Origin of the sequence: Brachybacterium sp. UMB0905 (assembly GCF_002871795.1) — a bacterium.
Taxonomy (GTDB): domain Bacteria; phylum Actinomycetota; class Actinomycetes; order Actinomycetales; family Dermabacteraceae; genus Brachybacterium.
In genome coordinates this window covers 93,723-114,930 of the sequence record NZ_PNHL01000010.1, presented here as the reverse complement: position 1 = coordinate 114,930, position 21,208 = coordinate 93,723, and the positions used below count along the sequence as shown (strand labels likewise).

Genomic DNA, 21,208 nt, shown 5'->3' with positions numbered 1-21,208 from the left:
TCGCATCTTAGGGAGCGCACGCACGCCAGACCGGTCGGCACGCCGGTCAGCGCCGACGTGCGATCCAGCACTCAGCGTGCGGTGGGGAACATCCGGGCGCGCGCATCGGAGGAATCCATCACCTGCTTGCCGAAGGGGAAGCACGTGACGGGAATGAGCTTGAGGTTCGCCCAGGCCATGGGGATGCCGATGATCGTCACCGCCTGCGCAAGGGCGGTGGCCACATGCGCGAGGGCAAGCCACCACCCGGCGATGACGAACCAGATGACATTGCCGATCGCGCTCGCGGCACCGCCGCGGCCGGTGTCCACGACCTCCCGACCGAAGGGCCAGATCACGAAGCCGGCGATGCGGAAGGACGCCAGACCGAAGGGGATCGTGACGATGAGCAGGCACGCGAGCGCACCGGCGATCAGGTACCCGAGGAAGAGGGACCAGCCCGCGGTGAGCAGCCAGATGATGTTCAGGATCAGGGTGAGGATGCTTCTCATGCACCAACCCTAGGCGCCGCGTCGGAGCGACGGCCACTACCCTGGGCGCATGCCTGCCCTCGAGACCGCGCTCGCCGAGCGCTTTCAGTCCGCTTTCGCCGCCGCCTTCGGGCCCGAGTACGCCGATGCGGACCCCATCATCCGTCCCTCCCAGTTCGCGGACTTCCAGTGCAATGCCGCGATGGGCCTGGCCAAACGCTTGGGGCGCAAACCCCGCGATATCGCCGCGGACATCGTCGCCCACCTGGACCTCGAGGGCATCGCCGACCCCCCGGAGATCGCCGGACCCGGCTTCCTGAACATCGACCTGACGACCGCGTGGATCGCGGAGCGCACCGCGGAGATGGCCGCCGGGGGGACCCTCGGCATCACCACCCCACAGCAGCCCCGTCGGGTGGTGGTCGACTATTCGGCGCCGAACGTCGCCAAGGAGATGCACGTCGGCCATCTGCGCACCACCGTGGTGGGCGATGCGATCGTGCGCACCCTCGAGCAGCTGGGTCACACCCCGGTGCGGCAGAACCACATCGGCGACTGGGGCACCCCCTTCGGGATGCTCATCGAGCATCTGCTGGAGGTCGGTGAGGACAGCGCCGAGGCGGATCTGCTGCGCACCAACCCCAATGCCTTCTACCAGGCGGCGAATGCGAAGTTCACCACCGATGAGGATTTCGCGGCCCGGGCCCGGCAGCGGGTGGCGACCCTGCAGGGCGGGGATGCGCCGACCCTGCGGATCTGGTCGCAGCTGGTGGAGCTGTCCAAGGGCTATTTCCACCGCATCTACGACATGCTCGATGTGACCCTGACCGACGCGGACCTTGCCGGGGAGTCGACCTACAACGACGCCCTCGCGGCGGTGTGCGATGACCTCGAGGCCGCGGGGATCGCGCGGATCTCCGACGGGGCGCTGTGCGTGTTCCCGGAGGGCTTCACCGGGCGGGACGGGGCGCCGCTGCCGCTGATCATCCGCAAGTCCGATGGCGGGTACGGCTACGCCACGACGGACCTCGCGGCGATCCGCCACCGCGTGCGGACGCTGCAGGCGGACCGCATCGCCTACGTGGTGGGCGCCGCGCAGCAGCTGCACTTCCAGATGGTGTTCGCCACCGCCCGCGAAGCTGGCTGGCTGCCGGAGGAGGTCCAGGCCGAGCACGTGAAGATCGGCTCGGTCCTTGGCGAGGACGGGAAGATCCTGCGCACCCGCTCCGGCTCGAGCCTGCGCCTCATGGCGCTGCTCGAGGAAGCGGTCACCAAGGCCCGGGGCGTGATCGACGAGCTGCGCGGGGACCTGCCGGAGGAGGAGCGCGCACAGATCGCCTGGCAGATCGGCATCGGCGGGGTGAAGTACGCGGACCTGTCCACCGCCCACGACTCCGACTATGTCTTCGACCTGGACCGCATGCTCGCCCTGACCGGGAACACCGCCCCGTACCTGCAGTACGCGGTGGCGCGCATCCGCTCGATCCAGCGCAAGGCGCAGGCCCAGGGCATCGATGCCGGGGAGACTCCGCGGGTGGTGGATTCGGCGGAGCGGGCGCTCGCGCTCGCGCTGCTGGACTTCGCGCCCACGCTCGAGACCGTCGGCACCGAGTATGAGCCGCACCGGCTGTGCGCCTACCTGTTCACCCTCGCGCAGGCGTTCACAAGCTTCTACGAGGCCTCCCCCATCCTCAAGGAGTCCGATGCGCAGGTGCGGGCGGGACGGCTCGCTCTCGCGCGGCTGACTGAGCAGGTGCTCGTGGCCGGCCTGGGGGCTCTCGGCGTGAGCGCGCCCGAGCAGATGTGAGGGCAGATCTGAGGCGCGCCGCCCGGTTGTGACCGGGCTGTGACCGGGCCGTGACCGGTCCGGAACCTCGTAGCAGTGGTGCAGGTGAGCGCCAGTTCTTAGGCTGGACGGGTGCTCTCCCTGCGCTCCTTCAACCGCCTGATGTGGGGGCTGTATGTCCTCACGGCGGTGGTGCACATCGGTGCGCTTCTGCAGCAGGTCGATTCCCTCGCCCGCGCCACCCAGCCGCTGTTCGCCCCGCTGCTGCTGGGGGCGCTGCTGACCGCGGTGCCGATGCGCTCGCGCACCGTGTCACTGCTGTCGCTGGGGCTGCTGTGCGCCTGGGCGGGAGACACCCTCGGGCAGGTGGGGCCGCAGCACATGCAGACCATTGCGGCGCTCGGCTTCCTCGGCGCGCTGACCTGCTACGCGCTCGCGCTGTGGCCGCTGTGGCTGCGCTCGCGCGACCCGCTGCGCATCATGCTCGCGATCCCCTACGGGGCGGTGGTGATCGCCCTGTTCGTGGCCTGCGCCGATGGTGCCGGGCCGCTGCTGCCGCTGGTGGTGCTGTACGCGGTGGCGCTGACGGCCATGGCGTTCCTGTCCGTCGGCGGCAATGCGTGGACATGGATGGGCGGGACCCTGTTCCTGCTGTCCAGCTCCCTGCTGGGGATGGACTGGTTCCTGCCGGGCGCCGCGATCGCGTACAGCACGGAGCTGGTGATGCTCACCTACACGGTGGGGCACGGCCTGCTGATCGCGGGAATGATCCGGACCCTGCCGGGGCGGTCGGACGGGCGGCACTGCTCCTCGGGGGCGGCGCTGGTGATCGTCGAGCCGTGACTCAGCGGCCCAGGGCGCGGGCCACGAGCTCGGCGTGCTCGCGATGCAGCCGCTCGATGTCCTCGCCCTTGCGCGGCATCAGCTGCAGCCCCAGGCGCCCGCTCACCTCGCGATAGGCGAGATCCGCGCCGTGCTCCTCAAGCTGCAGACGCGCCACGCGCACATCCGGTAGGAACAGGTCCTTCAGACCCACGCTGAGATGCAGCGGCGGCAGGCCCTCGAGGCTGCCGTTGATCGGCGAGAGTTCCGGGTCCCCCAGCGGGGTCCGACGGGCGTAGCGGCGGGCGGCATCGTGCAGCAGACGGCGCTCATGCACCGGATCCACCCGGTCGGTCTCGGTGATCCCGGCGTTGGACAGCTCCAGGTCCAGCCAGGGGGACATGACGATCAGGGCCGACGGGGCGGGCACGCCTGCCGTCTCGCGCAAGTGGCGGGCCACCACCATCGCCAGGCCCCCGCCGGAGTGCTGACCGGCGAGCACCCAGCCACACTCCGGCAGGCGGTCCTCGCGGGCGAGAGTCTCAATGACGGCCATGGCGTCATCGCGCGCCACGGGATGCTGATGGTCCGGGGCGTTGCGGTAGTCGACCATGAGGGCCGCGCAGTCCGCGGCCTCCGCCTGGCGGGACAGCCACGCCCAGTCGCTTGCGAAGGGCCCGGAAACGTACGCACCGCCGTGCAGGAACACGATCAAACCCCGGTCGGCGCGGTGACGGTCCAGCCACACAGTGCGGGTGCGGCCGATCATCTCCTGCTCGATCGCATGGGCTTTCTGCACGTGCCCGGGCGGGGTGGCGCGGCGAGCCTCCCGCAGCGCGGAGTGGCTGAGGGCGGCGGGGATCGGGATCCGTCGCACCGCCCGCACCCCGGTGGTCACGGCGTCGCGAACTCGACCCATCACTGCCTCCATTCCGCGGCCCGGCCGGCCGCCTCGCTCACAGTGCCGCCAGCCTAACGAACCCGCCTGGACACGGGCCCGATGCGCCCCGTGCGGGGCAGTACCCTGCTGGCATGCTGCTGGTCCTCGCCGCGATGCCCGAAGAATCCGCGCCGCTCGAAGCGCGCCTGGACGACCCCGCACCGCTCACCGTGCCCTTCACGACCGGAGTGCGGGCGGTGCGCGGCACCCTCGCGGGGACACCGGCCGCGGTGGTCACCACCGGCATTGGCATCGCCGCCGCGACCGCCGCGGCGACCTGGGCGATCCTCGAGCTGCGGCCGGAGGTTGCGGTCGCCGCCGGGTCCTGCGGGGGCCTCGCAGCCGATGTCGAGGTGGGCACGCTCATCATCGGCGAGTCCTTCACCTGGTCGATCGCCGATGCGACGGCCTTCGGCTACGCCCCCGGGCAGGTGCCGGGCGGGCCCGAGCGGCACACGGCCCCATCGGACCTCGTGGAGCGGGCGCGCCGCGCGGCGGTGGCCACCGGCGCAGCGCACCGCAGCGGGCTCATGCTCTCCGGGGATGCCTTCGTCACCGCACCGCTGGCCGCCCCGATGCGCGAGCGCTTCCCCGGGGCGCTCAGCGCCGATATGGAGACCACCGCGAGCGCCCGCACGTGCGCGGCGCTCGGGGTGCCGTTCACGGCTCTGCGCGCCGTCTCGGACCTGTGCGGACCGTCGGCCGGACAGCAGTTCCACCTCGAGCTGGATGTGGTCGCCGAGACGTCGGCGCGAGCCGTGGAGGAGCTGGCGCGGCATCTGGCCTCGGGCGGGGCCGCGCGATGAACCGTCGGCCCATTGCCCGTACCCGGCCCATGACCTGGCAGGTGATCGTGCTCGCGGTCGTGCTCATCGCCGCGCTGCTGCTCGTCTCCCTGGTGGTAAAGGTGCGTCCGCCGGCGCGGACGCTCCCGATCACGGTCACGTCGGCGACCTGGGCGCCCTATCTCTCTGAGGAGCTGCCCGGGAACGGGCCCCTCGCCCAGATCGCGACCGAGGCCCTGCAGGGTGCGGGGTATCAGCCCGAGTACTCCTTCACCACCTGGCCCCTCGCGCAGCAGGCCGTCGACGACGGCGGTGCCCTGGGGGTGATCGCGATGGTCGCCTCCCCGGAGCGTGACCAGCGGTTCCTCTACAGCGAACCGATCCTTGAGCTGCGGTACACGCTGTTCGGCCGGGCCGACGATGACCTCTCCCACATCGCGGAGCGCAGCGACCTCTCCGGACTGCGGGTGGCCCGCATCGAGGGCTACGACTACTGGGAGGAGCTCGAGCAGTCCGGCGCCGAGTTCAGCACCTACCCCACCACCGAGGACGCCTTCGCGGCGCTCGAGGACGGCGATGTCGATCTCGTCGCGGAGGATTTCCTGGCCGGGCAGGCGGCCCTGGATGGCGCCGGGTATCTGCGGGACGGCTCCGAGATCGCCGAGGTGCAGCCCACCTCGGCGCTGACCACCTCGACGATGGACCTGCGCATGCTGATCCGGGACAGCGCCGAGGGCCGACGGCTGCGCAGCGACTTCAACGCCTCGCTCGCGCGCTATCGGGAGTCCGCGGACTATGACGAGCATCTGAGCGAGCTGCAGCAGGGGACCACCGCGGTGACGATCCAAGGAGAGATCTTCGATGACGACGACCCCTCTCAGCGCCTCGGCATCACCCCCCAGGGCACTCCCGCCCAAGTGCTCGAGTGGCCGCATGAGCCCTCCGACGGCGAGGCTCGGGTACGGGTCAAGGTGCTCAGCGGACCCTGGGTGGGCCGCGTGGTGGAGATCCGGCTGAAGGACGTGGTGATCACCGATGCATGAGTTCCGCTGGCTCGCACCCGCCGCGGTGAGGCTGTCCACCATCCCCGGGGCGCGCGACCGCTATCCCGAACGCGACCAGGCCTTCTGGCGTCAGATCGCCGCCGACGTCACCGCGCCGGGCTGGGAGTTCCCCCGGGCGGGGGAGCGCACCGGGGGGCTCGGGTATCAGCGGGCGACGGGGGACGAGCTCCCGCATCCCCTGGATCTCGCCCGGTTCACCATGGCCGATGAGCGCCGTGCCGAGCTCGGGCAGCTCCACGGGCTGACGCCCACCGAGCTGGAGCTAACCCTGTTCGACCACGGCATCGTGCTCATCGAGGGCCGATTCCGCACGGAGCTGGAACCCGGTGAGGACCTCGCGGCGGCGCGCGAGCGCCTGGAGGAGGGGGTGCAGCTCGCTGCCGCGGAGCTGTCCCGCCGGGTGCTCGGCGAGGATCTCGAACCGCTCCTGGAGCACCTGATGCAGGTGCCCGACGCGGCCGAGCACGTGACCCGTCACGAGACCGGTGAGGACGCGCCGGCCGACGAGGACGCGGCGGGGTGGTGGCAGAGCCCGATGTGGGTGGCCCGGGCGCTCGAGGTGCCAGCGAAGCCCGCCGACGGCGGTGCCTTCGCCAAGGCCTGGGTCGCGCGCGTCGGTCACGCGCGCGATGCCGCTGTGGACGAGCTGCTCGCCGGCGAGCGAGCGAACATCACCGAGTGGATGAACTACCTCTACGCCGCCGACCATCCCGACACCGAGGTGATGTGGGAGGCGCTGCGCCGGGCGCAGTACTTCTATTCCGCGATGATGGGCGTGGACTCCCAGCTGCGCAGCATCCTGTCGTGGTCGATGGCGGATCGGGAGGAGGTCTCGCTGACGGCGCTGCGCGAGGAGCTCGAGCACTCGGTCAACGAGGCGCAGGAGCTGCTGCTGGTGCGCGCCGAGGTGGGCAAGTACGGCAGCCGGTCGGGTCGCGCCGAGATGCGTCGGATTCTGGAGGGCTGGGACTTCGAGGAGATCCTCGATCACCCCGTCCGTGAGAAGGTGCAGATCTGTCGGGAGCGCCTGGACTCCCTGGCGGCCGATCGTGCGGCCCGCAGCGCGATGTTCACCGACGTCATTCTCATGACGATCGGTGTGACCTCCGTGCTGGCCACCGCGATCGCCCTGGTGCAGTTCGGGCGTGATGCGAGCGCCGATGCGGGACAGTCGGCGTTCGACCTGGGCCGGGGGCGGATCACGTACTGGTTCTCCTCCCAGTCGATCGACACCATCGTCCTGGTCAGCGCCCTGGTCTCGCTCGTGCTGGTCCTCGTGTTCGTCTGGAAGCGGCGTCAGAGCATCTCATGAGCCCGCTGGTGCGTCTCGGGGCGGTGCGCCTACTGCTGGATGTGCAGTTCTGGTTCCCCGTCTGGCTGATCTTCATGCTGGACCGCGGGTTCAGCCTGGCTGACGCCGCCCTGGTGGACGGGGTGTTCCGCGTGGTCGTCATCCTGGCGGAGCTGCCGATGGGGCGTCTCGCCGATCGGCTGGGACGTCGGCGCACGGTGATCCTGGTGTGCCTCGCGACGACCGCCGTGTTCACCCTGATCGGCCTGGCGCAGACCCTGCCGGTGCTGCTCATCGCGTGGATCGCCTGGGGGGTGCTGTGGGCGCTGGCTTCCGGGGTGGATACGGCGTATTCCTGGGAGCTCGCCGCGCAGGAGAGGCCCGGGCACGCTGAACGGTATCTGGGCATCACCCGCGCCGTGACGGGCACGGCCGGGGTCGCCTCCCTGCTCACCGCGGGCTGGCTCTACTCAGTGCACCCCGCCCTGCCGTGGTGGATCACCGCGGCGCTGAGCATGCTGGCACTGCTGCTGACCCTCACGCTGCCGGATGTGGATCCCGACCGGGTGCACACCGGTGCGACCAGCACCGCGAGCCTGCGCGAAGCACTGCGCTCTGATTCGATCCGCAACGCCATCTGGATCGCGGCCGTGGTGCTGGCCACGGGCTGGTCCCTGCAGATCCTCGTGCAGCCGCTCGCGCTCCAGCTCGGGCTCGCCCCCGAGGAGACCGGGATCGCCTATGCGGGGTTCGCGATCGCCGGCGGCGTGGGCGGGGTGATCGGCGCGCGCACCGCCCAGCTGCGTCGGCCCTGGGTGCCGCTGTCGGTGGGGGCGCTCGCGATCACGTGCGGCGGCATCGGGCTTCTCATCCGCACGGAGCTTGCGCTGCTGACGATCGTGGTGCTGCTGCCGCTGATCGGGGTGCTGCATGCGGTGGCGAAGACCATCACGGACATCTGGATCGCGCAGGTCGCCGGCCCGCGGGTGCTCGCCTCGGTGCTGTCCGTGGTGTCCCTGGCCGGAGGTGTGGGCATTGCGGTGGCGCGCCCGGCGCTCGTGGTGCTCTCCGGGGTGCTCGGGGCAGGCGAGACCTTCGCCCTGTGGGGGGCGGTCTGTCTGCTGGGCACGCTCGCCTGCCTGGTGCTGTGGCGGCGGCGTCGCACGATGGTCGCGCAGGGTACTACTTGACCCCGCCTCACGCCCGGTGCAGAACCTCCGTGCCCTCCACGAGGGCGCGGAGGTTCTGCGTAATGCGGTGATCGGCACCGACGGGGCGGCCGCCCGCGGCATGCGGGGTGATCAGCAGGCGCGGGGCCTGCCACAGCGGGTCATCCTCCGGCAGCGGTTCGGGGTCGGTGACATCCAGTGCCGCGCCGCCGAGCGTCCCGGCCTCGAGCGCCTCGCGCAGGGCGAGGGGATCCACGGTGGTGCCGCGGCCCACGTTGACCAGCAGCGCGTGATCCGGCAGGGCGGAGATCACTGCGGCGTCGATCGCTCCGGCGGTTCCCTCCCCGCCGGGCAGGATGTCGATCAGCACATCGGTGCGCGGCAGCTCGGAGGCCACATCCTCCTGCGCGATCACGGCGAAGCCGTCCCGCTCCCCCGCGCTGCGGGCCACGCCGCGCACCTCGGCGCCGAGAGCGGCCAGCAGCGGGGCGAGGGTGCGGGCGATCTCACCGAAACCCCAGATCAGCACACGTGCCCCGAGCAGGGTGGTGATCCGGCCCGCCGGATGCAGGGGCTGCAGCCCGCCGAGCTCGCGTGACCAGTGCCCGCGTTCCTGCGCTGCGCGGGCTTCCGGCAGGCGCCGCACGAGCGCGAGCAGCAGTGCCAGGGTGTGCTCGCTGACGGTGGCCGAGTGCAGCCCGGCGCCGGTGGCGATGACGACGTCCTCCCGGAAACCGGCGGCGAGGATGCCCTCCACGCCGGCGGAGAGCGACTGCACCAGCCGCAGCGCGGGCAGATCCGCAGCGGCGGAGGTGAGATGGCGACGGGACGCGCCCCAGATGACGATGGCCTGCGCATCACGGTGCTCGGCGGGGATCGGCTCCCGCGCGTCGATGACCTCGGCATTCCAGCCGTCCGGCAGCGTCGGGTCCAGGTCCAGAGTGTCGGGCAGCAGGATCTTCATGGGTTCAGCCTAGTAACCTGCCCGCATGGCACGAGAGATGCTTCAGGGGGCCGCGTCGGCACTGCGGGGGATCACGCGAGCCACCCGGCGACGTCTGCGTCGACAGGCCATCACCGCACCGCTGGACACCGGCGGGTTCCTGGGCGCCTCGGTCGCCGCCTGGATCTCCACCTCCCCCAGCCTGCTGCCGCGCACCTGGTGGATGTGGACGGCGAACATCGCGTTCTCGGAGATCTACGGGTACGCCACCGGCACCCTGGCGGGTGTGGCGATCCGACGGACCGGGCGCGCGATGGGGCTACGGGTGTCGATCGCCCCGGACCATCGGCAGCGGGCCCGTCTCGTGGGGGCGGCGGCGCTGCTGGGCATCACCGGGTACTCGTGGGTGCGCGGGGTGCTGCGACAGCGGGAGATCAGCCACCTGGTGCGGCAGGAGCCCAAGAACCTCGCCACGCATGTGGTGGGCACAGCGGGCGGGGTGGCCGCCTCCTTCGGGGCGCTCGGCGCGGCCCGCGCCACCCTCGCCACGGCCCGCTTCTACCGGGCGCTGCTGCGGCCCTACCTGCCGCCGCGCCTGGTGGGTGCGCTGTCCCTGCTGCTGACCGCGGCGACCGTCACCGTGGTGGTGGATCGGCTGATCCGCGGACGGCTGCTGGAGCGGATGATGGAGCAGGCGGAGGCCGCGAACCGGCTGATCTCCCCCGGGGTGCCGCGGCCCACCTCGCCACTGCGCTCGGGCGGCCCGCAGTCCCTCGAGACCTGGCAGTCCCTCGGCGCGGCGGGTCGCAAGATCGTCTCCGGCGGGGCGGATCGGGAGCTTATCGAACAGGCGACGGGCGCCCCGGCGCGCGAGCCGATCCGCGTGTACGCCGCCCGCAGCTCCCGGCGCAGCCTCGAGGACACCGTGGAGGCGGTGCTCGCCGAGCTGGACCGCACGGGAGCGTGGGAGCGAGAGGTGCTGGTGCTGTTCACCGGGACCGGCACCGGGTGGCTACAGGAATGGTCGCTCTCAGCGATCGAGTTCCTCACCGGCGGGAACTGCGCGACCGCCTCCATCCAGTACTCCTACTACCCCAGCCCCTTGTCATACCTGGCCGACCGGCGCTCCCCGCAGCAGGCCGGGCGCCTGCTGCACCAGGCGGTGCGGCGGCGCCTGCTCGCCCTGCCGGAGGGTCAGCGGCCGCGGCTGTTCGTGGCCGGGGAGTCGCTGGGCTCTTTCGGGGGGCAGGCCGCGTTCCGAGACGTCCCGGAGATGCTGCGCAGCGTCGACGGGGCGGTGTGGACCGGCACGCCGAGCTTCACGCCGCTGTGGGAGCAGATCACCGCGCGGGCCCGGCCCGGCTCCCCCGCCATCGCGCCGATCATCGACGATGGCCGGCACATCCGCGTGGTCACCCGCCCGCGGGACCTCGAGCGCACCTACTGGGGCGGGCTGTATGCGCCGTGGGAGCATCCGCGGGTGGTGTACGCGCAGCATCCCTCGGATCCGGTGGTGTGGTTCGACCCCTCGCTGCTGTGGCGCGAACCGCGCTGGCTGCAGGAGCGCGCCGGGCATGACGTCACCCCGGCGATGCGCTGGTTCCCGTGGATCACGTTCTGGCAGATCGCCGCGGATATGCCGCTGTCGATCGCGGTGACCGGCGGGCACGGCCACTCCTACCACGAGGAGATGGTGCCGATCTGGGCGGCGGTGCTGGGTCAGGAGGCGGCGGAGGGAGCCGAGGGGCCGACGGCGCTCGAGCAGCGGCGGCGGCATCGGCGGATCATCACGGCGATCCGCAGCATCCACCCCGAAGGCTGAGGCTCAGGGGTTCGGGCCCGTGGCCACCGGCCGGTCAGGGTCCGCGCTCCACTGCGACCAGGAGCCGGGGAACAGCCGCGGCGGCGGGAACCCGGCGGCTTCGAGGGCCAGCAGATTGTGGGTGGCGGTGACGCCGGAGCCGCAGTAGACGATGACATCTCCGTCCTCCGGCACCCCGGCGGCGATGAAGCGTTCGCGCAGCCGCGGGGCGGGCCAGAAGCGTCCCTGCTCATCGGTGTTGCCGGTGAAGGGCAGGTTGATCGCCCCGGGCACGTGGCCGGCCCGCGGGTCCATCGGCTCGCTCTCACCGCGGTAGCGCTCCGGGGCGCGGGCATCGATGACCAGCGCCTTTCCGGCGGCGACGTCATCGGCGCTGGCGATCCGCTCGGCCGGCCAGGCGCGGGCGGGCACATCCCCGGGCTCGACCTGCACCGGTCCGGTCTCGAGCGGCACGTCCCAGGCGGCAAGGCCACCGGAGAGCAGCGCGGCATCCTGCCCGAGGGCCCGCAGCATCCACACCAGGCGGGCGGCCTGCGACCCGTCGGTGTCGTCATAGGCGATGACCGTGGTGTGGGTACTGATGCCCGCTGCGCGCAGCACGGCGGCAAAGTCCTCCGGCTCCGGCAGCGGATGCCGACCGGCCGCGGGGCGCGCGAGGGCGGCGAGCTGGGTGGGCAGATCGATGTACACCGCGCCGGGCAGGTGCCCTTCGAGGTACGTGTGCTCGCCCTTGGAGCCGTCGAGCGCCCAGCGCACATCCAGCAGCCGCACGTCGGGGCGTTCCAGCAGGGCGGGCAGCTGTTCGCCGTCGATCAGCGGGGGCAGCGGCACGGCGGCCACCCCGGAGGTCATTCCTTGACCTGCAGGTCCACCCGCACGAGGCGGTGGTCGGAGGTGGGGAAGGGGTGGGTGCCGGTCAGCTCGCTGCCGGGGGCGCCCTGCCGCGGCCAGAACACGCCGGAGGAGGCCACCTGCAGGGTCTTCGCCGGCAGGACATAGTCCACGCGCAGGTTGCCGGGCCGCGGGTCATCGCCGAAATCCGCCGTGTCGAAGCGGGCCTTGGAGCGGTGCTCATCGTTCGCACCGCCCTGCTCGCGGGCCGCCTCGACGGCGCCGTCGCTGGTCGGCTGCGGGTCCTGGATGCGCGGGTGCGTCAGCAGCTGGTCGATCGCCCCAGGCCAGGAGTCCCCGTCGTGCGGATCGGAGTTGTAGTCGCCGAGGATGACGAAGGGCTCGCTGGGGTGCAGGCCCCCGCGCACACCCGCATCGTCGACGATCCAGTGGGAGCGGCGACCGGGGCTGAGGTAGTCCGCCCACAGGCGGATCTCGTCATAGTTGCGGCGCTGATTGCGCTTCTCCGGGCCGTCGAAGCTCGGCGGGGTGGGGTGGGCGGTCAGCACATGCAGCACGGTCGAGCCCACCTGCACCGGCACGTCCCAGTGGGACTTGGAGCTGAGCCGCAGCTGCGCGGTGATCTCAGGGCCGTAGAACTCCGCGGGCAGCAGGCTCGAGGGCATGTCCGCCCAGCGCAGGTTCTGGAAGGTGCGCACCTGCTCGGTGAGGATCGGCAGGCGCGAGAGCACCACCATGCCGTACTGGCCGGGGAACTCGCCGAAGCCCCAGGCGTCATCGGGCCCACCGACGGTGCCGTCGCGGTTCAGGTCCAGTCCCGAGGGCACCCCGGTGTTCACCGGTGCGGTGAAGGCGTAGGGGTAGTGGACGGGGCTCTTGCCGTGCTGCGAGACCTCGAGGTACTTCTCGCGCAGCAGATCCACGGCGCGCCCGGCGTCATCGTGGTCCACCTCGTTCAGGAGGATGATGTCGGGGTTGTTGATCTGGATGACTTCGGCGATCGCGGCGATCTGCGCATCGGTGCCGGAGGCCAGGTCCTCCAGCAGCTTGCCCTCCTCGGGGCGGTTGAGGGACACGTTGTAGGTGGCCACGCGCACGGTGGTGAAGCGTCCGGAGCGCCGCCCCGGCGCGGGGGCGGCGTGCGCGGCAGTGGGCAGTCCCAGTCCCGCGGCAGCGGCGGCGGCGATCGCGGAGCGACGGGTCACTCGAGGAGTCATGGGCCCCACGGTACGCCTCTGCGGCCGCCGACGAGAAGACCGTGTGCTCCCGACGGACAGCTGAGAGACTGGCGGGCATGAGAATCGCATTCCTGGGAACCGGCCGTATGGGCACCGAGCTCGCGCTGCACCTGCTGGCTGATCATGAGCTGACCGTCTGGAACCGCACCACGGAGCGCACCGCGCGCCTCGCCGAGGCCGGGGCGCAGATCGCGTCCACGCCCGCGCAGGCGGTGGAGGGCGCCGAGGTGGTGGTCACCGCGCTGTTCGGCCCCGACGCGGTGCGGGAGACCGTGATCGAGCCCGGGCTGATCCCATCGGGCGTCACCTGGGTGGACACGACGACCGTCTCCCCGGCGGATGCCGATGAGTTCGCCGCTGCGGTCCCCACCTATGTGGGGGTGCCGGTGGTGGGCACCCTGGGCCCGGCCCGGCAGGGGAAGCTCGGCGTGTACGTCGGCACCGCCGATGCCGCGCGCCGCGAGGAGGTGCTCGAGCTCGTCGCACCGTGGGCGGATCCGGCGCGGCTGCGCGGCGTGGACTCCGGGCGTGCCGCCGCGACCGGGAAGCTGCTGGCGAACCTCGCGCTGGCGATCAGCGCGCAGGGGCTGCGGGAGGCGTTCGCCCTCGGGGCGGCCTGCGGGGTGGACGCGGAGGCGACCCTGGAGATGCTGGACTCGACGGGCCTGGCGTTCATCGCCGGGATGAAGGGGCCGTTCGTGCGGCGCGAGCGCAGCACCGAGGGCGGAGACTTCACCGCCGATGCCATCGCGAAGGACGCCCGGCTGATGATCGACACGGTGCAGGCGGCCGATGGGGACCGTCCCGGCTCCGACCTGCCGGCGCTGCGGGCGGCTCTGGCCTCCCTCGAGGCGGAGCAGGCGGCCGGCCACGGAGACCGGGACTTCTCGACGATCCTGGTGGAGGGCGCCGAACCGACGCAGGGCTGAGCTGATCAGCGCAGGTCCGCGAGCACTCCCCGGGCGGCCTGGCGGCCGGAGAACAGTGCGCCGCCCAGGAAGGTGCCCTCCAGGGCGCTGTGGCCGTGGACGCCGCCGCCGCCGAAGCCGCTGGCCTCCCCTGCCGCGTACAGGCCCGTGAGCACCTGCCCGCCCTCGCGCAGAGCCCGACCGGACAGATCCGTCTCGAGCCCGCCGAGGGTCTTGCGCAGCAGCACGTGCAGGCGCACGGCGATCAGCCCACCGGCGGAGGGATCCAGCAGGCGGTGCGGGGCGGCGGTGCGGATCAGACGGTCGCCGAGGTACTTCCGGGCTCCGCGCAGCGCGGTGACCTGCATGTCCTTGCTGAAGGAGTTGGTGATCTCCGCATCGCGCGCCCGGATGGTGCGCTCGAGCGCCTCGGCGTCCACGAGGTCCTCCCCCACCAGGGCGTTCATCTGTGCGACGAGCTCGGGGACGGTGGCGGCCTGCAGGAAGTCCTCCCCGTGGTCCAGGAAGGCCTGCACGGGGCCGGGGGCGCCGGGCCGCACCCGCGCGAGGACCTGCTTCCAGTCCTTGCCGGTGAGGTCGGGGTTCTGCTCGGATCCGGAGAGTGCGAACTCCTTGGCGATGATCTTCGGGGTGAGCACGAACCAGGAGTGGTCATGCCCGGTGGTGCGCAGGTGCCGCAGGGTGCTGGTGGTGTCGAAGCCCGGGTAGGCGGGGGCAGGCAGACGGTTCCCGTGGGCATCCAGCCACAGTGAGGAGGGGCCGGGCAGGATGCGGATGCCGTGGCCGCGCCAGATCGGATCCCAGTTGCGCACGCCCTCGGTGTAGTGCCACATGCGGTCCTGGTGGATCCAGTGGGCACCGGCCCGCTGCGCGGCGAGCATGCCGGAGCCGTCCACGCTCTCGGGCACGCCGTGGACGATGTCGGTGGGCATGGTGCCGAGCTCCGCGGGCCACAGCTGGCGCACCAGCTCCTCATTGCCGCCGATACCGCCGGTCGCGATCACGACGGCCGCCGCGCGCTCGCTGAACTCCCCGATGGTCTCCCGGGTGGAGCCGACGCCGCGGTCATCGTGATGGGGGGCGAGGATGCTGCCGCGCACGCCGACGACCGCATCGTCCTGGACCAGCAGGTCCTCGACGGCGTGGCGGTGGCGCACCTGGATCCGTCCGGCCTGCTGCTGCTCGGCCAGGCGGCGGGCGAAGGGCTCGACGATCCCGGGGCCGGTGCCCCAGGTGATGTGGAAGCGGGGCACGGAGTTGCCGTGGCCCTCGGCGCGGCCGTCGCCGCGCTCGGCCCAGCCCACCACGGGGAACAGGCGGTGGCCCAGGGAGCGCAGCCAGTCCCGCTTCTCGGTGGCGGCGAACTGCAGGTAGGCCTCGGCCCAGCGGCGCGGCCAGTGGTCCTCGGGGGAGTCGAAGGCGGCCGAGCCCAGCCAGTCCTGGCGGGCCAGCTCGAGGCTGTCGCGGATGCCCAGGCGGCGCTGCTCCGGGGAGTCGATGAGGAACAGCCCGCCGAAGCTCCACCAGGCCTGACCGCCCAGGTCCTGCTCGCCTTCACGCTCGAGCAGCAGGACCCGTCGGCCGGCGGCGGCGATCTCGGTGGCGGCGACCAGCCCGGCCAGTCCCGCGCCGACGACGATGACGTCGGCCTCATGCCCTGCTGCCCCGGCAGCCCCTGGGGCGGTCATCTGACCCGCACCCGGCGCACCCGCGAGAGGTGATCGCTCGAGTTCGCCCCGGACATGGTGCGGCTCTTCTGGCGGTTGTTGGAACCGGTGCGTCGATCGCGCTGGCGCAGATTGCCGACCTTCACATCGGTCTCCTTCTCGAAGATGTGCCGCTTCTTGGTGTTGCGGTAGTAGCTGTAGATCCCGACATACACGGCGATGAAGGCCGCCGGGCCGGCCAGCAGCGGGAACATCACGCCGATGGTGCCGTCGTCGGATCCGGCCAGCAGCGGTGCCGTCACCGGATCCGCGGCACCGGAGGCCACAAGGGTCAGCAGCAGGTCCACAGCAGGCTCCTCACACAAACATCGCCAGCACACCGATCACCGCGGCGATCACGCCGACCACCGTGCCGACAGCGCAGGAGGCGGCGAAGATCTTCGGGTGCGAGACGGGCACCGATCCCATGGTGGTGCCGGTGCGGCCGTTGACCGCGATGTAGTGCACCATATCGACCGTGCCCTGGCTGTTGCGCTGCCCGTAGCTGTACAGCCACACCGGCACCGCGACGGACACCCAGCGGGTGCCGCGCACCCCCACTCCCTCCTGCTCCCAGCGCACGCCGCGGTCGTAGCGGGAGATGGTGGGCAGGGCCTTGGCGCGGGCGATCGCCAGGAACTTCTCCTCCACCTGATCATCGACGTCCCGCACGTTGAGGTCGCGCCGCTCCGAGGTGAACCCCTTGAGGTAGTTGGGGTTGTAGACCACGGCGGCGTGCACGTCGTAGGGCTGGACGGCGTTGAGAACGTTGGTGGTGGCTCCCCGTGCGGCACCGGCGCTGTAGCGCTCGGAGGATTCGACGGTGAGGTCGTTGACGAGCATGTCGAAAGCCCGCTCCACGGCATAGACATCGGCGTCGTAGTAGGTCTCGCGCACGGTGCGGTCCCCGACCTTGCGGGAGACCGTGTACTGCCGGGTGGTGACCTCTCCCGTGCCCTGCACGACCGCGTGGAGGTTGCCGTCCACCACGAGGTAGGGGATGTACACACCCATGACGTTCTCGGGCACGAACTCGTTCTTGAACGCCCCGAGGGCGAAGGTGCGGCGCTTGCCGGCGAACTCCTCGATCCGCGCGATCGCCTCCTCGCGGGTGAGCTGGAAGGGCAGGACGGCATCGGGCACCGCACCGTTGGGGATCTGCGAGTTCACCGAAAGGTGCTGGCGGCACCAATGGCAGCGGGCGTGCAGCTGCTCGTCGACGTTGATGACCACCTCGGCGCCGCAGCCCTGGCACTTCAGGGTCATCTGCGTGAGGTCATCGCGCACATCCTGCGTGCCGGAGGCCATGGTGTGGCCGCGCAGCTCCGCGATCGAGGAGTCCAGCCCGAACTCCGTCTCGAGCACCGGCTCGTTCCACGCACTGCGGCAGTGACCGCAGACAAGAGCCTTCTGCTGCAACGAATACGCGATGTCGGTGCCACCGCAGCTGGGGCAGCGGGCCAGGCCATCGGCACGCCCCGAGCTGGTGTCGATGATGCGGTCTTCGACCTCAGGCGCCGGCGGCTGCGGATGCGCAGGCGGCGGCTGGCCTGCGGGATCCGGCTGATCCGGGTGCGCCCACGGTGGGCGCGGAGGTGGAGGGTTGCTCATCGGCGCTCAGGATACTCGCCGGTCACAGACCCAGGGCGGCCTTCTTCGCCGCCTCGTAGTCCTCCTCCGTGATGAGCCCCTGCTCCAGCATCTGCTTGTACTGGGCGAGCTTCGCCACGGGATCCTCGGTGCCGCCCTGCGGGGCGCTGCCCTGCTGTTCGGCGCCCGGCTGCGCACCGCCCTGCTGCGCACCCGGCTGGCCGGGCGGGGACCAGGGCTGCGCCGGCTGCACGAGGCCGCCGGCGGCATTCGCGCCCATGCCGAACATGGCCAGGCCCGCTCCGCCGCCACCGCTCTCCCCAGCGGCCTGCACACCGCGGGCCACGGACTGGTTGAGGAAGGACTGCGAGCGAGCGCCGGAGAGGGCGTCGGCCTGCTGGACGTCCTTGAGCAGCGCGCGAGTGTTCTCGTCGTACTCGATGGAGACGATGGTGGTCTTCACAATCGCCAGGCCCCGGTCGGTGGACCAGCGGTAGTTCTCCTCCACCGCGGCGGAGAGGGACTGTGCGAAGCCCACCGAGTCACCCTGGATGCGGGTGATGCGGTTGCCCTTGTCAGGATCGTTCGTGTAGCGGGAGAACGCCGCCGCGAGAGAGCCCACGACCTCCTGGAACAGCTGGTCACCGGCCACATTGTCGGGGTCGGAGAAGTCGAACACGGGGGCGCCGGCGGAGATGAACGCCGCGGGCACGAAGTTGTGCACGAACAGCAGCGGGTCGATGATCCGCAGCGTGTAGGTGCCGCGGGTGACGGCGCCGACCTGGGAGTTGAGGTAGGCGTCATCCCAGTAGATCTCGGACTGGGTGCCGAAGCGGTTGCCCGGGATCTCCTTGAGGCTCACGTAGAACGCGAGCTGCTGGGAGGAGGGGCGGCCACCGTACTTGAAGCGCTCCCAGGAGGTGCCGATGGTCGAGGCCAGCAGGTCATCGCCGGTGAATACGGAGCGGGAGTCCGGGGAGGAGTCGGTGAACTCGTAGCCGCCGGCCTCGGTGATCAGGCCCGTGGCGCGGCCGTCGACCACCGTGATCAGGCCGTAGCCCTGCGGCACGATGATCTTCGAGCCGTTGGTGATGACGTTCTCGGACCCGCGGGTGTTCGAGCCGCGCCCGGCGTTGGTGCCGCGCGGCACCGCCGGGAACAGCGCGGCGGTCTGCGGCAAACCGTCCGGAACGGTCAGGAAGTCCCTCCACTGATCGGCGAGCATTCCGCCGAGTGCGCCCTTGAATGCCTGGATGAAACCCATGTCAGCTCCTTCTCCCCCACGTGGATGTGATCGGGGCCATCGTATCCGGTGCACGGACCCGCTCCGCAAAGAGTCCTGACAGAGTCCTGACATTGCGGTGCTACCCCGGTAGCATCACGGTATGAAGATCAGTGTGAGTCTCAGCGAGCAGGATGTCGCGCTGTTGGATGAGGTCATCGCCCGGGAAGGGCTGGGCTCCCGGTCCGCGGGGATCCAGCGCGCGCTGCGTCTGCTCCAGCACCCCGAGCTCGAGCAGGACTACGCCGAGGCCTGGGATGAATGGACGGGCTCTGGCGAGGCCGATCTCTGGGATCAGACCTCGGCCGATGGGATCGATCGTGCGGCGCGGTGACATCCACCTGGTCGACCTCGAACCGGTCCAGGGTTCCGAGGCGAACCAGGTTCGGCCGGCCGTCATCGTGAGCAACGACCGGGCGAATGCGAGCGCGCTGCGTCATGGCCGCGGCGTGATCACCGTCGTCCCGCTCACCGGCAACACCAGCCACATCTACCCGTTCCAGGTGCTGCTGGAGGCATCGGCGACCGATACTGATCGTGACTCGAAGGCGCAGGCGGAACAGGTGCGATCGGTGGACGCCGGGTGGCTCGGTCCGCGCATCGGCCGCGTGCCCCCGCCGCTGATGGCGCAGATCGATGACGCCCTGCGCCTGCACCTGGATCTGTGAGACCCGCTGCGATCTGTGAGACCTGCCGCGCTCAGCCGGTGATCCCGTACTTCGCCAGGCGCTTCGTCTGGCCCGCGCCCTGCAGGGCGAGCAGCTCGGCGTAGATGCCGCCGGAGACGGCGAGCTCGGCGGGGCTGCCGATCTCATCGATCCGCCCGTCGTCGAGGGTGACGATGCGGTCCACGGAGGCAATCGTGGACAGCCGGTGGGCGATGATCAGCGAGGTCCGTCCCTCCATGAGCTCGTCCAGGCCCTTCTGCACCTGCCGTTCGGCCTTCGTGTCCAGGGCGGACGTGGCCTCATCGAGCACCAGCACGGGGGCGTCCTTGAGGATCGCGCGGGCCACCGCGATGCGCTGACGCTGCCCGCCGGAGAGCTTCAGCCCACGCTCGCCGATCACCTGGTCGTAGCCGTCGGGGAAGCGCTGGATGAACGCCTCCGCATTGGCGCGGCGGGCGGCCTCGCGCACCTCCTCATCGGTGGCGTCGGGGCGGGCGTAGGCGATGCTCTCGCGGATGGTGCCGGAGAACAGGGAGGCGTCCTGGAACACCACGCCGATGCGGGCGCGCAGCTCATCCAGCGGCACGTCGCTACTGGTGCGCCCCACCACCTCGACACTGCCCTCGCGTGGCTCGTACAGCCCCAGCAGCAGGTTCACGATCGTGGACTTGCCGCCGCCGGACTCGCCCACCAGCGCGATCTTCTCGCCGCGGCCGATCTCGAAGTCGATGTGGTGCAGCACGTCCTCGCCCTCGTCATAGGCGAAGGACACGTCGCGGAAGGCGACGACGGGCGCGCCGGGGACGGGTTCGATGCGCTCGGCCGGGGTGCCGTCGGCCTGGCGGGCCATGAGGGCGGCCACGCGCGGATCCACGGGAGTCTCCATCACGGCGAAGTAGTCCTTGGAGCCCGCGATCGCGCGCTGCGAGGAGTCGATCACCCAGCTCATCGACTCCACGGGGGCCTTGGCCATGTTCATCAGCTGCACCAGCAGCACCATCTCACCGAGGCTGAAGTGCCCCTGCACGGTGCGCACGAAGATGATCGCGTAGATCCCGAAGAAGACGAGGTTCAGCACCGCGCGGCGCAGCACATCCATGCCGTGCCAGTGCGTGGACTGGGCGCGCGTGGTGGCGTCGGTGGAGTGGAAGCGGCGCGAGAAGTCGGCCAGCTCGCCCTTCTCCCGCACGAAGGACTTCACCACGCGGATCTGCCCCACCACTTCGGCGAAGCGGCCCGAGGCGATGTCCACCTGTTCGTTCTTCTTCCCCTCCAGGCGCTGCCACTTCACGGAGGTCAGCGAGGTCAGCCACACGTAGACGGGGAAGATGATCAGCAGCAGCACCGCGAGCGGCCACGCGTACCAGGCGGAGATCGCGAGCACCGCGACGGTGGTGATGAGCATCGACGCGAAGGTGTTGGACATCATCTTCGCGACATTGGTGATCTCGGTGATCGAACGGTTCAGCCGCGCCACGATCGTGCCGGTGATCTCGGAGTCGAACCAGCGCTGCGGCAGATGCAGCAGCTTGTCGTAGTAGCGGACCGACAAAATGGTGCGCATCCGGTTGCTCATGACATCGCCGAACCAGCCGCCGACGTTGGAGATCACGGTCGCAGCGAGCTCCGCGGCCAGCACCGCCGCAGCCAGCCACAGCACCGTGCGCACCGCCTGCTCCGTGGGGGTGGAGCCGCCGACGGCGGAGGCGACGGTGTCGGTCGCCGAGCCGATCAGGAAGGGGACGGCCAGGTGAGTGGCGGCGCTCAGCAGGGAGCAGACGATGATGACCGCGTACAGCGGGGCCAGGGACCGCGTGAAGCGGACGATGCGCAGGAGCTGGGACACCCCTT

At 71.0% G+C, this 21,208-nt stretch carries 20 protein-coding genes; 10 read left to right on the top strand and 10 right to left on the bottom strand.

Annotation, left to right across the window (positions count from 1 at the left end):
* Positions 1–71: 71 nt before the first annotated feature.
* Positions 72–491: a YccF domain-containing protein gene (locus tag CJ197_RS10960; RefSeq protein WP_102236786.1), complete on the bottom strand. Its 420-nt coding sequence runs from the start codon at positions 489–491 to the stop codon at positions 72–74.
* A gap of 49 nt (positions 492–540) precedes the next feature.
* On the opposite strand from CJ197_RS10960, the gene argS reads away from it, so the two are divergent.
* Positions 541–2,277 (top strand): arginine--tRNA ligase, encoded by a 1,737-nt coding sequence (gene argS, locus CJ197_RS10955; RefSeq protein WP_102236785.1) that lies wholly within the window; start codon positions 541–543, stop codon positions 2,275–2,277.
* 111 nt (positions 2,278–2,388) lie between these two features.
* Positions 2,389–3,099: a lysoplasmalogenase family protein gene (locus CJ197_RS10950; protein WP_102236784.1), complete on the top strand. Its 711-nt coding sequence runs from the start codon at positions 2,389–2,391 to the stop codon at positions 3,097–3,099.
* A 1-nt stretch (position 3,100) separates the two neighbouring features.
* Here CJ197_RS10950 and CJ197_RS10945 read toward each other — a convergent pair whose 3' ends face one another.
* A complete protein-coding gene (locus tag CJ197_RS10945; RefSeq protein WP_102236783.1) occupies positions 3,101–3,997 on the bottom strand; it encodes an alpha/beta hydrolase fold domain-containing protein in 897 nt (298 codons plus the stop codon).
* Between the two features lie 113 nt (positions 3,998–4,110).
* On the opposite strand from CJ197_RS10945, the gene mtnN reads away from it, so the two are divergent.
* The 4 genes from mtnN to CJ197_RS10925 are packed head-to-tail and all read left to right on the top strand — an operon-like array spanning position 4,111 to position 8,348.
* Positions 4,111–4,824, top strand: a complete 714-nt coding sequence (gene mtnN, locus CJ197_RS10940; RefSeq protein WP_233190870.1) for a 5'-methylthioadenosine/S-adenosylhomocysteine nucleosidase — start codon at positions 4,111–4,113, stop codon at positions 4,822–4,824.
* A 29-nt stretch (positions 4,825–4,853) separates the two neighbouring features.
* Positions 4,854–5,846 carry an ABC transporter substrate-binding protein gene (locus CJ197_RS10935; protein ID WP_158239455.1) on the top strand — a complete coding sequence of 331 codons (993 nt, stop codon included), beginning with the start codon at positions 4,854–4,856 and terminating at the stop codon, positions 5,844–5,846.
* Entirely contained in the window at positions 5,839–7,179 is a 1,341-nt protein-coding gene (locus tag CJ197_RS10930; protein WP_102236781.1) for a hypothetical protein, read from the top strand. The genes CJ197_RS10935 and CJ197_RS10930 overlap by 8 nt, the downstream gene beginning before the upstream one ends.
* Positions 7,176–8,348, top strand: coding sequence for an MFS transporter (locus tag CJ197_RS10925; RefSeq protein ID WP_102236780.1), 1,173 nt, complete (start codon positions 7,176–7,178; stop codon positions 8,346–8,348). The genes CJ197_RS10930 and CJ197_RS10925 overlap by 4 nt, the downstream gene beginning before the upstream one ends.
* Positions 8,349–8,355: 7 nt before the next feature.
* On the opposite strand, the gene CJ197_RS10920 is transcribed toward CJ197_RS10925, so the two are convergent.
* Positions 8,356–9,291 carry an NAD(P)-dependent oxidoreductase gene (locus CJ197_RS10920; protein WP_102236779.1) on the bottom strand — a complete coding sequence of 312 codons (936 nt, stop codon included), beginning with the start codon at positions 9,289–9,291 and terminating at the stop codon, positions 8,356–8,358.
* A gap of 25 nt (positions 9,292–9,316) precedes the next feature.
* On the opposite strand from CJ197_RS10920, the gene CJ197_RS10915 reads away from it, so the two are divergent.
* Positions 9,317–11,092 (top strand): alpha/beta-hydrolase family protein, encoded by a 1,776-nt coding sequence (locus CJ197_RS10915; RefSeq protein ID WP_233190868.1) that lies wholly within the window; start codon positions 9,317–9,319, stop codon positions 11,090–11,092.
* Positions 11,093–11,095: 3 nt separating this feature from the next.
* Here the strand turns inward: CJ197_RS10915 and CJ197_RS10910 are convergent, their stop codons facing one another.
* Together CJ197_RS10910 and CJ197_RS10905 are read right to left on the bottom strand one after the other, a co-directional pair.
* Positions 11,096–11,944, bottom strand: a complete 849-nt coding sequence (locus tag CJ197_RS10910) for a sulfurtransferase (RefSeq protein WP_102236778.1) — start codon at positions 11,942–11,944, stop codon at positions 11,096–11,098.
* Complete coding sequence (locus tag CJ197_RS10905; protein WP_102236777.1) at positions 11,941–13,161, bottom strand: endonuclease/exonuclease/phosphatase family protein; 1,221 nt, start codon at positions 13,159–13,161, stop codon at positions 11,941–11,943. The genes CJ197_RS10910 and CJ197_RS10905 overlap by 4 nt, the downstream gene beginning before the upstream one ends.
* Positions 13,162–13,202: 41 nt before the next feature.
* On the opposite strand from CJ197_RS10905, the gene CJ197_RS10900 reads away from it, so the two are divergent.
* On the top strand, positions 13,203–14,111 hold the full coding sequence (locus CJ197_RS10900) for an NAD(P)-dependent oxidoreductase (RefSeq protein WP_255407879.1): 909 nt from the start codon (positions 13,203–13,205) through the stop codon (positions 14,109–14,111).
* Between the two features lie 5 nt (positions 14,112–14,116).
* Here the strand turns inward: CJ197_RS10900 and CJ197_RS10895 are convergent, their stop codons facing one another.
* From CJ197_RS10895 to CJ197_RS10880, 4 genes are read right to left on the bottom strand one after another with little or no spacing between them, the layout of a single operon-like run.
* On the bottom strand, positions 14,117–15,799 hold the full coding sequence (locus CJ197_RS10895; protein WP_102236775.1) for an FAD-binding dehydrogenase: 1,683 nt from the start codon (positions 15,797–15,799) through the stop codon (positions 14,117–14,119).
* A complete protein-coding gene (locus CJ197_RS10890; protein ID WP_233190866.1) occupies positions 15,796–16,125 on the bottom strand; it encodes a hypothetical protein in 330 nt (109 codons plus the stop codon). The genes CJ197_RS10895 and CJ197_RS10890 overlap by 4 nt, the downstream gene beginning before the upstream one ends.
* Before the next feature lie 10 nt (positions 16,126–16,135).
* Entirely contained in the window at positions 16,136–17,428 is a 1,293-nt protein-coding gene (locus CJ197_RS10885) for a TFIIB-type zinc ribbon-containing protein (protein ID WP_158239454.1), read from the bottom strand.
* A 22-nt stretch (positions 17,429–17,450) separates the two neighbouring features.
* A complete protein-coding gene (locus CJ197_RS10880; RefSeq protein WP_102236774.1) occupies positions 17,451–18,671 on the bottom strand; it encodes an SPFH domain-containing protein in 1,221 nt (406 codons plus the stop codon).
* 121 nt (positions 18,672–18,792) lie between these two features.
* On the opposite strand from CJ197_RS10880, the gene CJ197_RS10875 reads away from it, so the two are divergent.
* Both CJ197_RS10875 and CJ197_RS10870 read left to right on the top strand, forming a co-directional pair.
* On the top strand, positions 18,793–19,023 hold the full coding sequence (locus tag CJ197_RS10875; protein WP_102236773.1) for a ribbon-helix-helix domain-containing protein: 231 nt from the start codon (positions 18,793–18,795) through the stop codon (positions 19,021–19,023).
* Positions 18,998–19,357, top strand: coding sequence for a type II toxin-antitoxin system PemK/MazF family toxin (locus CJ197_RS10870; RefSeq protein WP_304528973.1), 360 nt, complete (start codon positions 18,998–19,000; stop codon positions 19,355–19,357). Before CJ197_RS10875 ends, CJ197_RS10870 begins: the two co-directional genes overlap by 26 nt.
* 31 nt (positions 19,358–19,388) lie before the next feature.
* On the opposite strand, the gene CJ197_RS10865 is transcribed toward CJ197_RS10870, so the two are convergent.
* Positions 19,389–21,203 carry an ABC transporter ATP-binding protein gene (locus tag CJ197_RS10865; protein ID WP_102236771.1) on the bottom strand — a complete coding sequence of 605 codons (1,815 nt, stop codon included), beginning with the start codon at positions 21,201–21,203 and terminating at the stop codon, positions 19,389–19,391.
* Positions 21,204–21,208 lie beyond the last annotated feature (5 nt).

Coding starts and splice junctions, on each gene's coding strand:
- CJ197_RS10915 (WP_233190868.1), top strand. CDS start 9,317: ATGGCACGAGAGATGCTTCAGGGGGCCGCGTCGGCACTGCGGGGGATC.
- mtnN (WP_233190870.1), top strand. CDS start 4,111: ATGCTGCTGGTCCTCGCCGCGATGCCCGAAGAATCCGCGCCGCTCGAA.
- CJ197_RS10870 (WP_304528973.1), top strand. CDS start 18,998: ATGGGATCGATCGTGCGGCGCGGTGACATCCACCTGGTCGACCTCGAA.
- CJ197_RS10935 (WP_158239455.1), top strand. CDS start 4,854: ATGACCTGGCAGGTGATCGTGCTCGCGGTCGTGCTCATCGCCGCGCTG.
- CJ197_RS10925 (WP_102236780.1), top strand. CDS start 7,176: ATGAGCCCGCTGGTGCGTCTCGGGGCGGTGCGCCTACTGCTGGATGTG.
- CJ197_RS10895 (WP_102236775.1), bottom strand. CDS start 15,799: ATGACCGCCCCAGGGGCTGCCGGGGCAGCAGGGCATGAGGCCGACGTC.
- CJ197_RS10960 (WP_102236786.1), bottom strand. CDS start 491: ATGAGAAGCATCCTCACCCTGATCCTGAACATCATCTGGCTGCTCACC.
- CJ197_RS10885 (WP_158239454.1), bottom strand. CDS start 17,428: ATGAGCAACCCTCCACCTCCGCGCCCACCGTGGGCGCACCCGGATCAG.
- CJ197_RS10910 (WP_102236778.1), bottom strand. CDS start 11,944: ATGACCTCCGGGGTGGCCGCCGTGCCGCTGCCCCCGCTGATCGACGGC.
- CJ197_RS10880 (WP_102236774.1), bottom strand. CDS start 18,671: ATGGGTTTCATCCAGGCATTCAAGGGCGCACTCGGCGGAATGCTCGCC.
- CJ197_RS10930 (WP_102236781.1), top strand. CDS start 5,839: ATGCATGAGTTCCGCTGGCTCGCACCCGCCGCGGTGAGGCTGTCCACC.
- CJ197_RS10920 (WP_102236779.1), bottom strand. CDS start 9,291: ATGAAGATCCTGCTGCCCGACACTCTGGACCTGGACCCGACGCTGCCG.
- CJ197_RS10945 (WP_102236783.1), bottom strand. CDS start 3,997: ATGGGTCGAGTTCGCGACGCCGTGACCACCGGGGTGCGGGCGGTGCGA.
- CJ197_RS10905 (WP_102236777.1), bottom strand. CDS start 13,161: ATGACTCCTCGAGTGACCCGTCGCTCCGCGATCGCCGCCGCCGCTGCC.
- CJ197_RS10875 (WP_102236773.1), top strand. CDS start 18,793: ATGAAGATCAGTGTGAGTCTCAGCGAGCAGGATGTCGCGCTGTTGGAT.
- argS (WP_102236785.1), top strand. CDS start 541: ATGCCTGCCCTCGAGACCGCGCTCGCCGAGCGCTTTCAGTCCGCTTTC.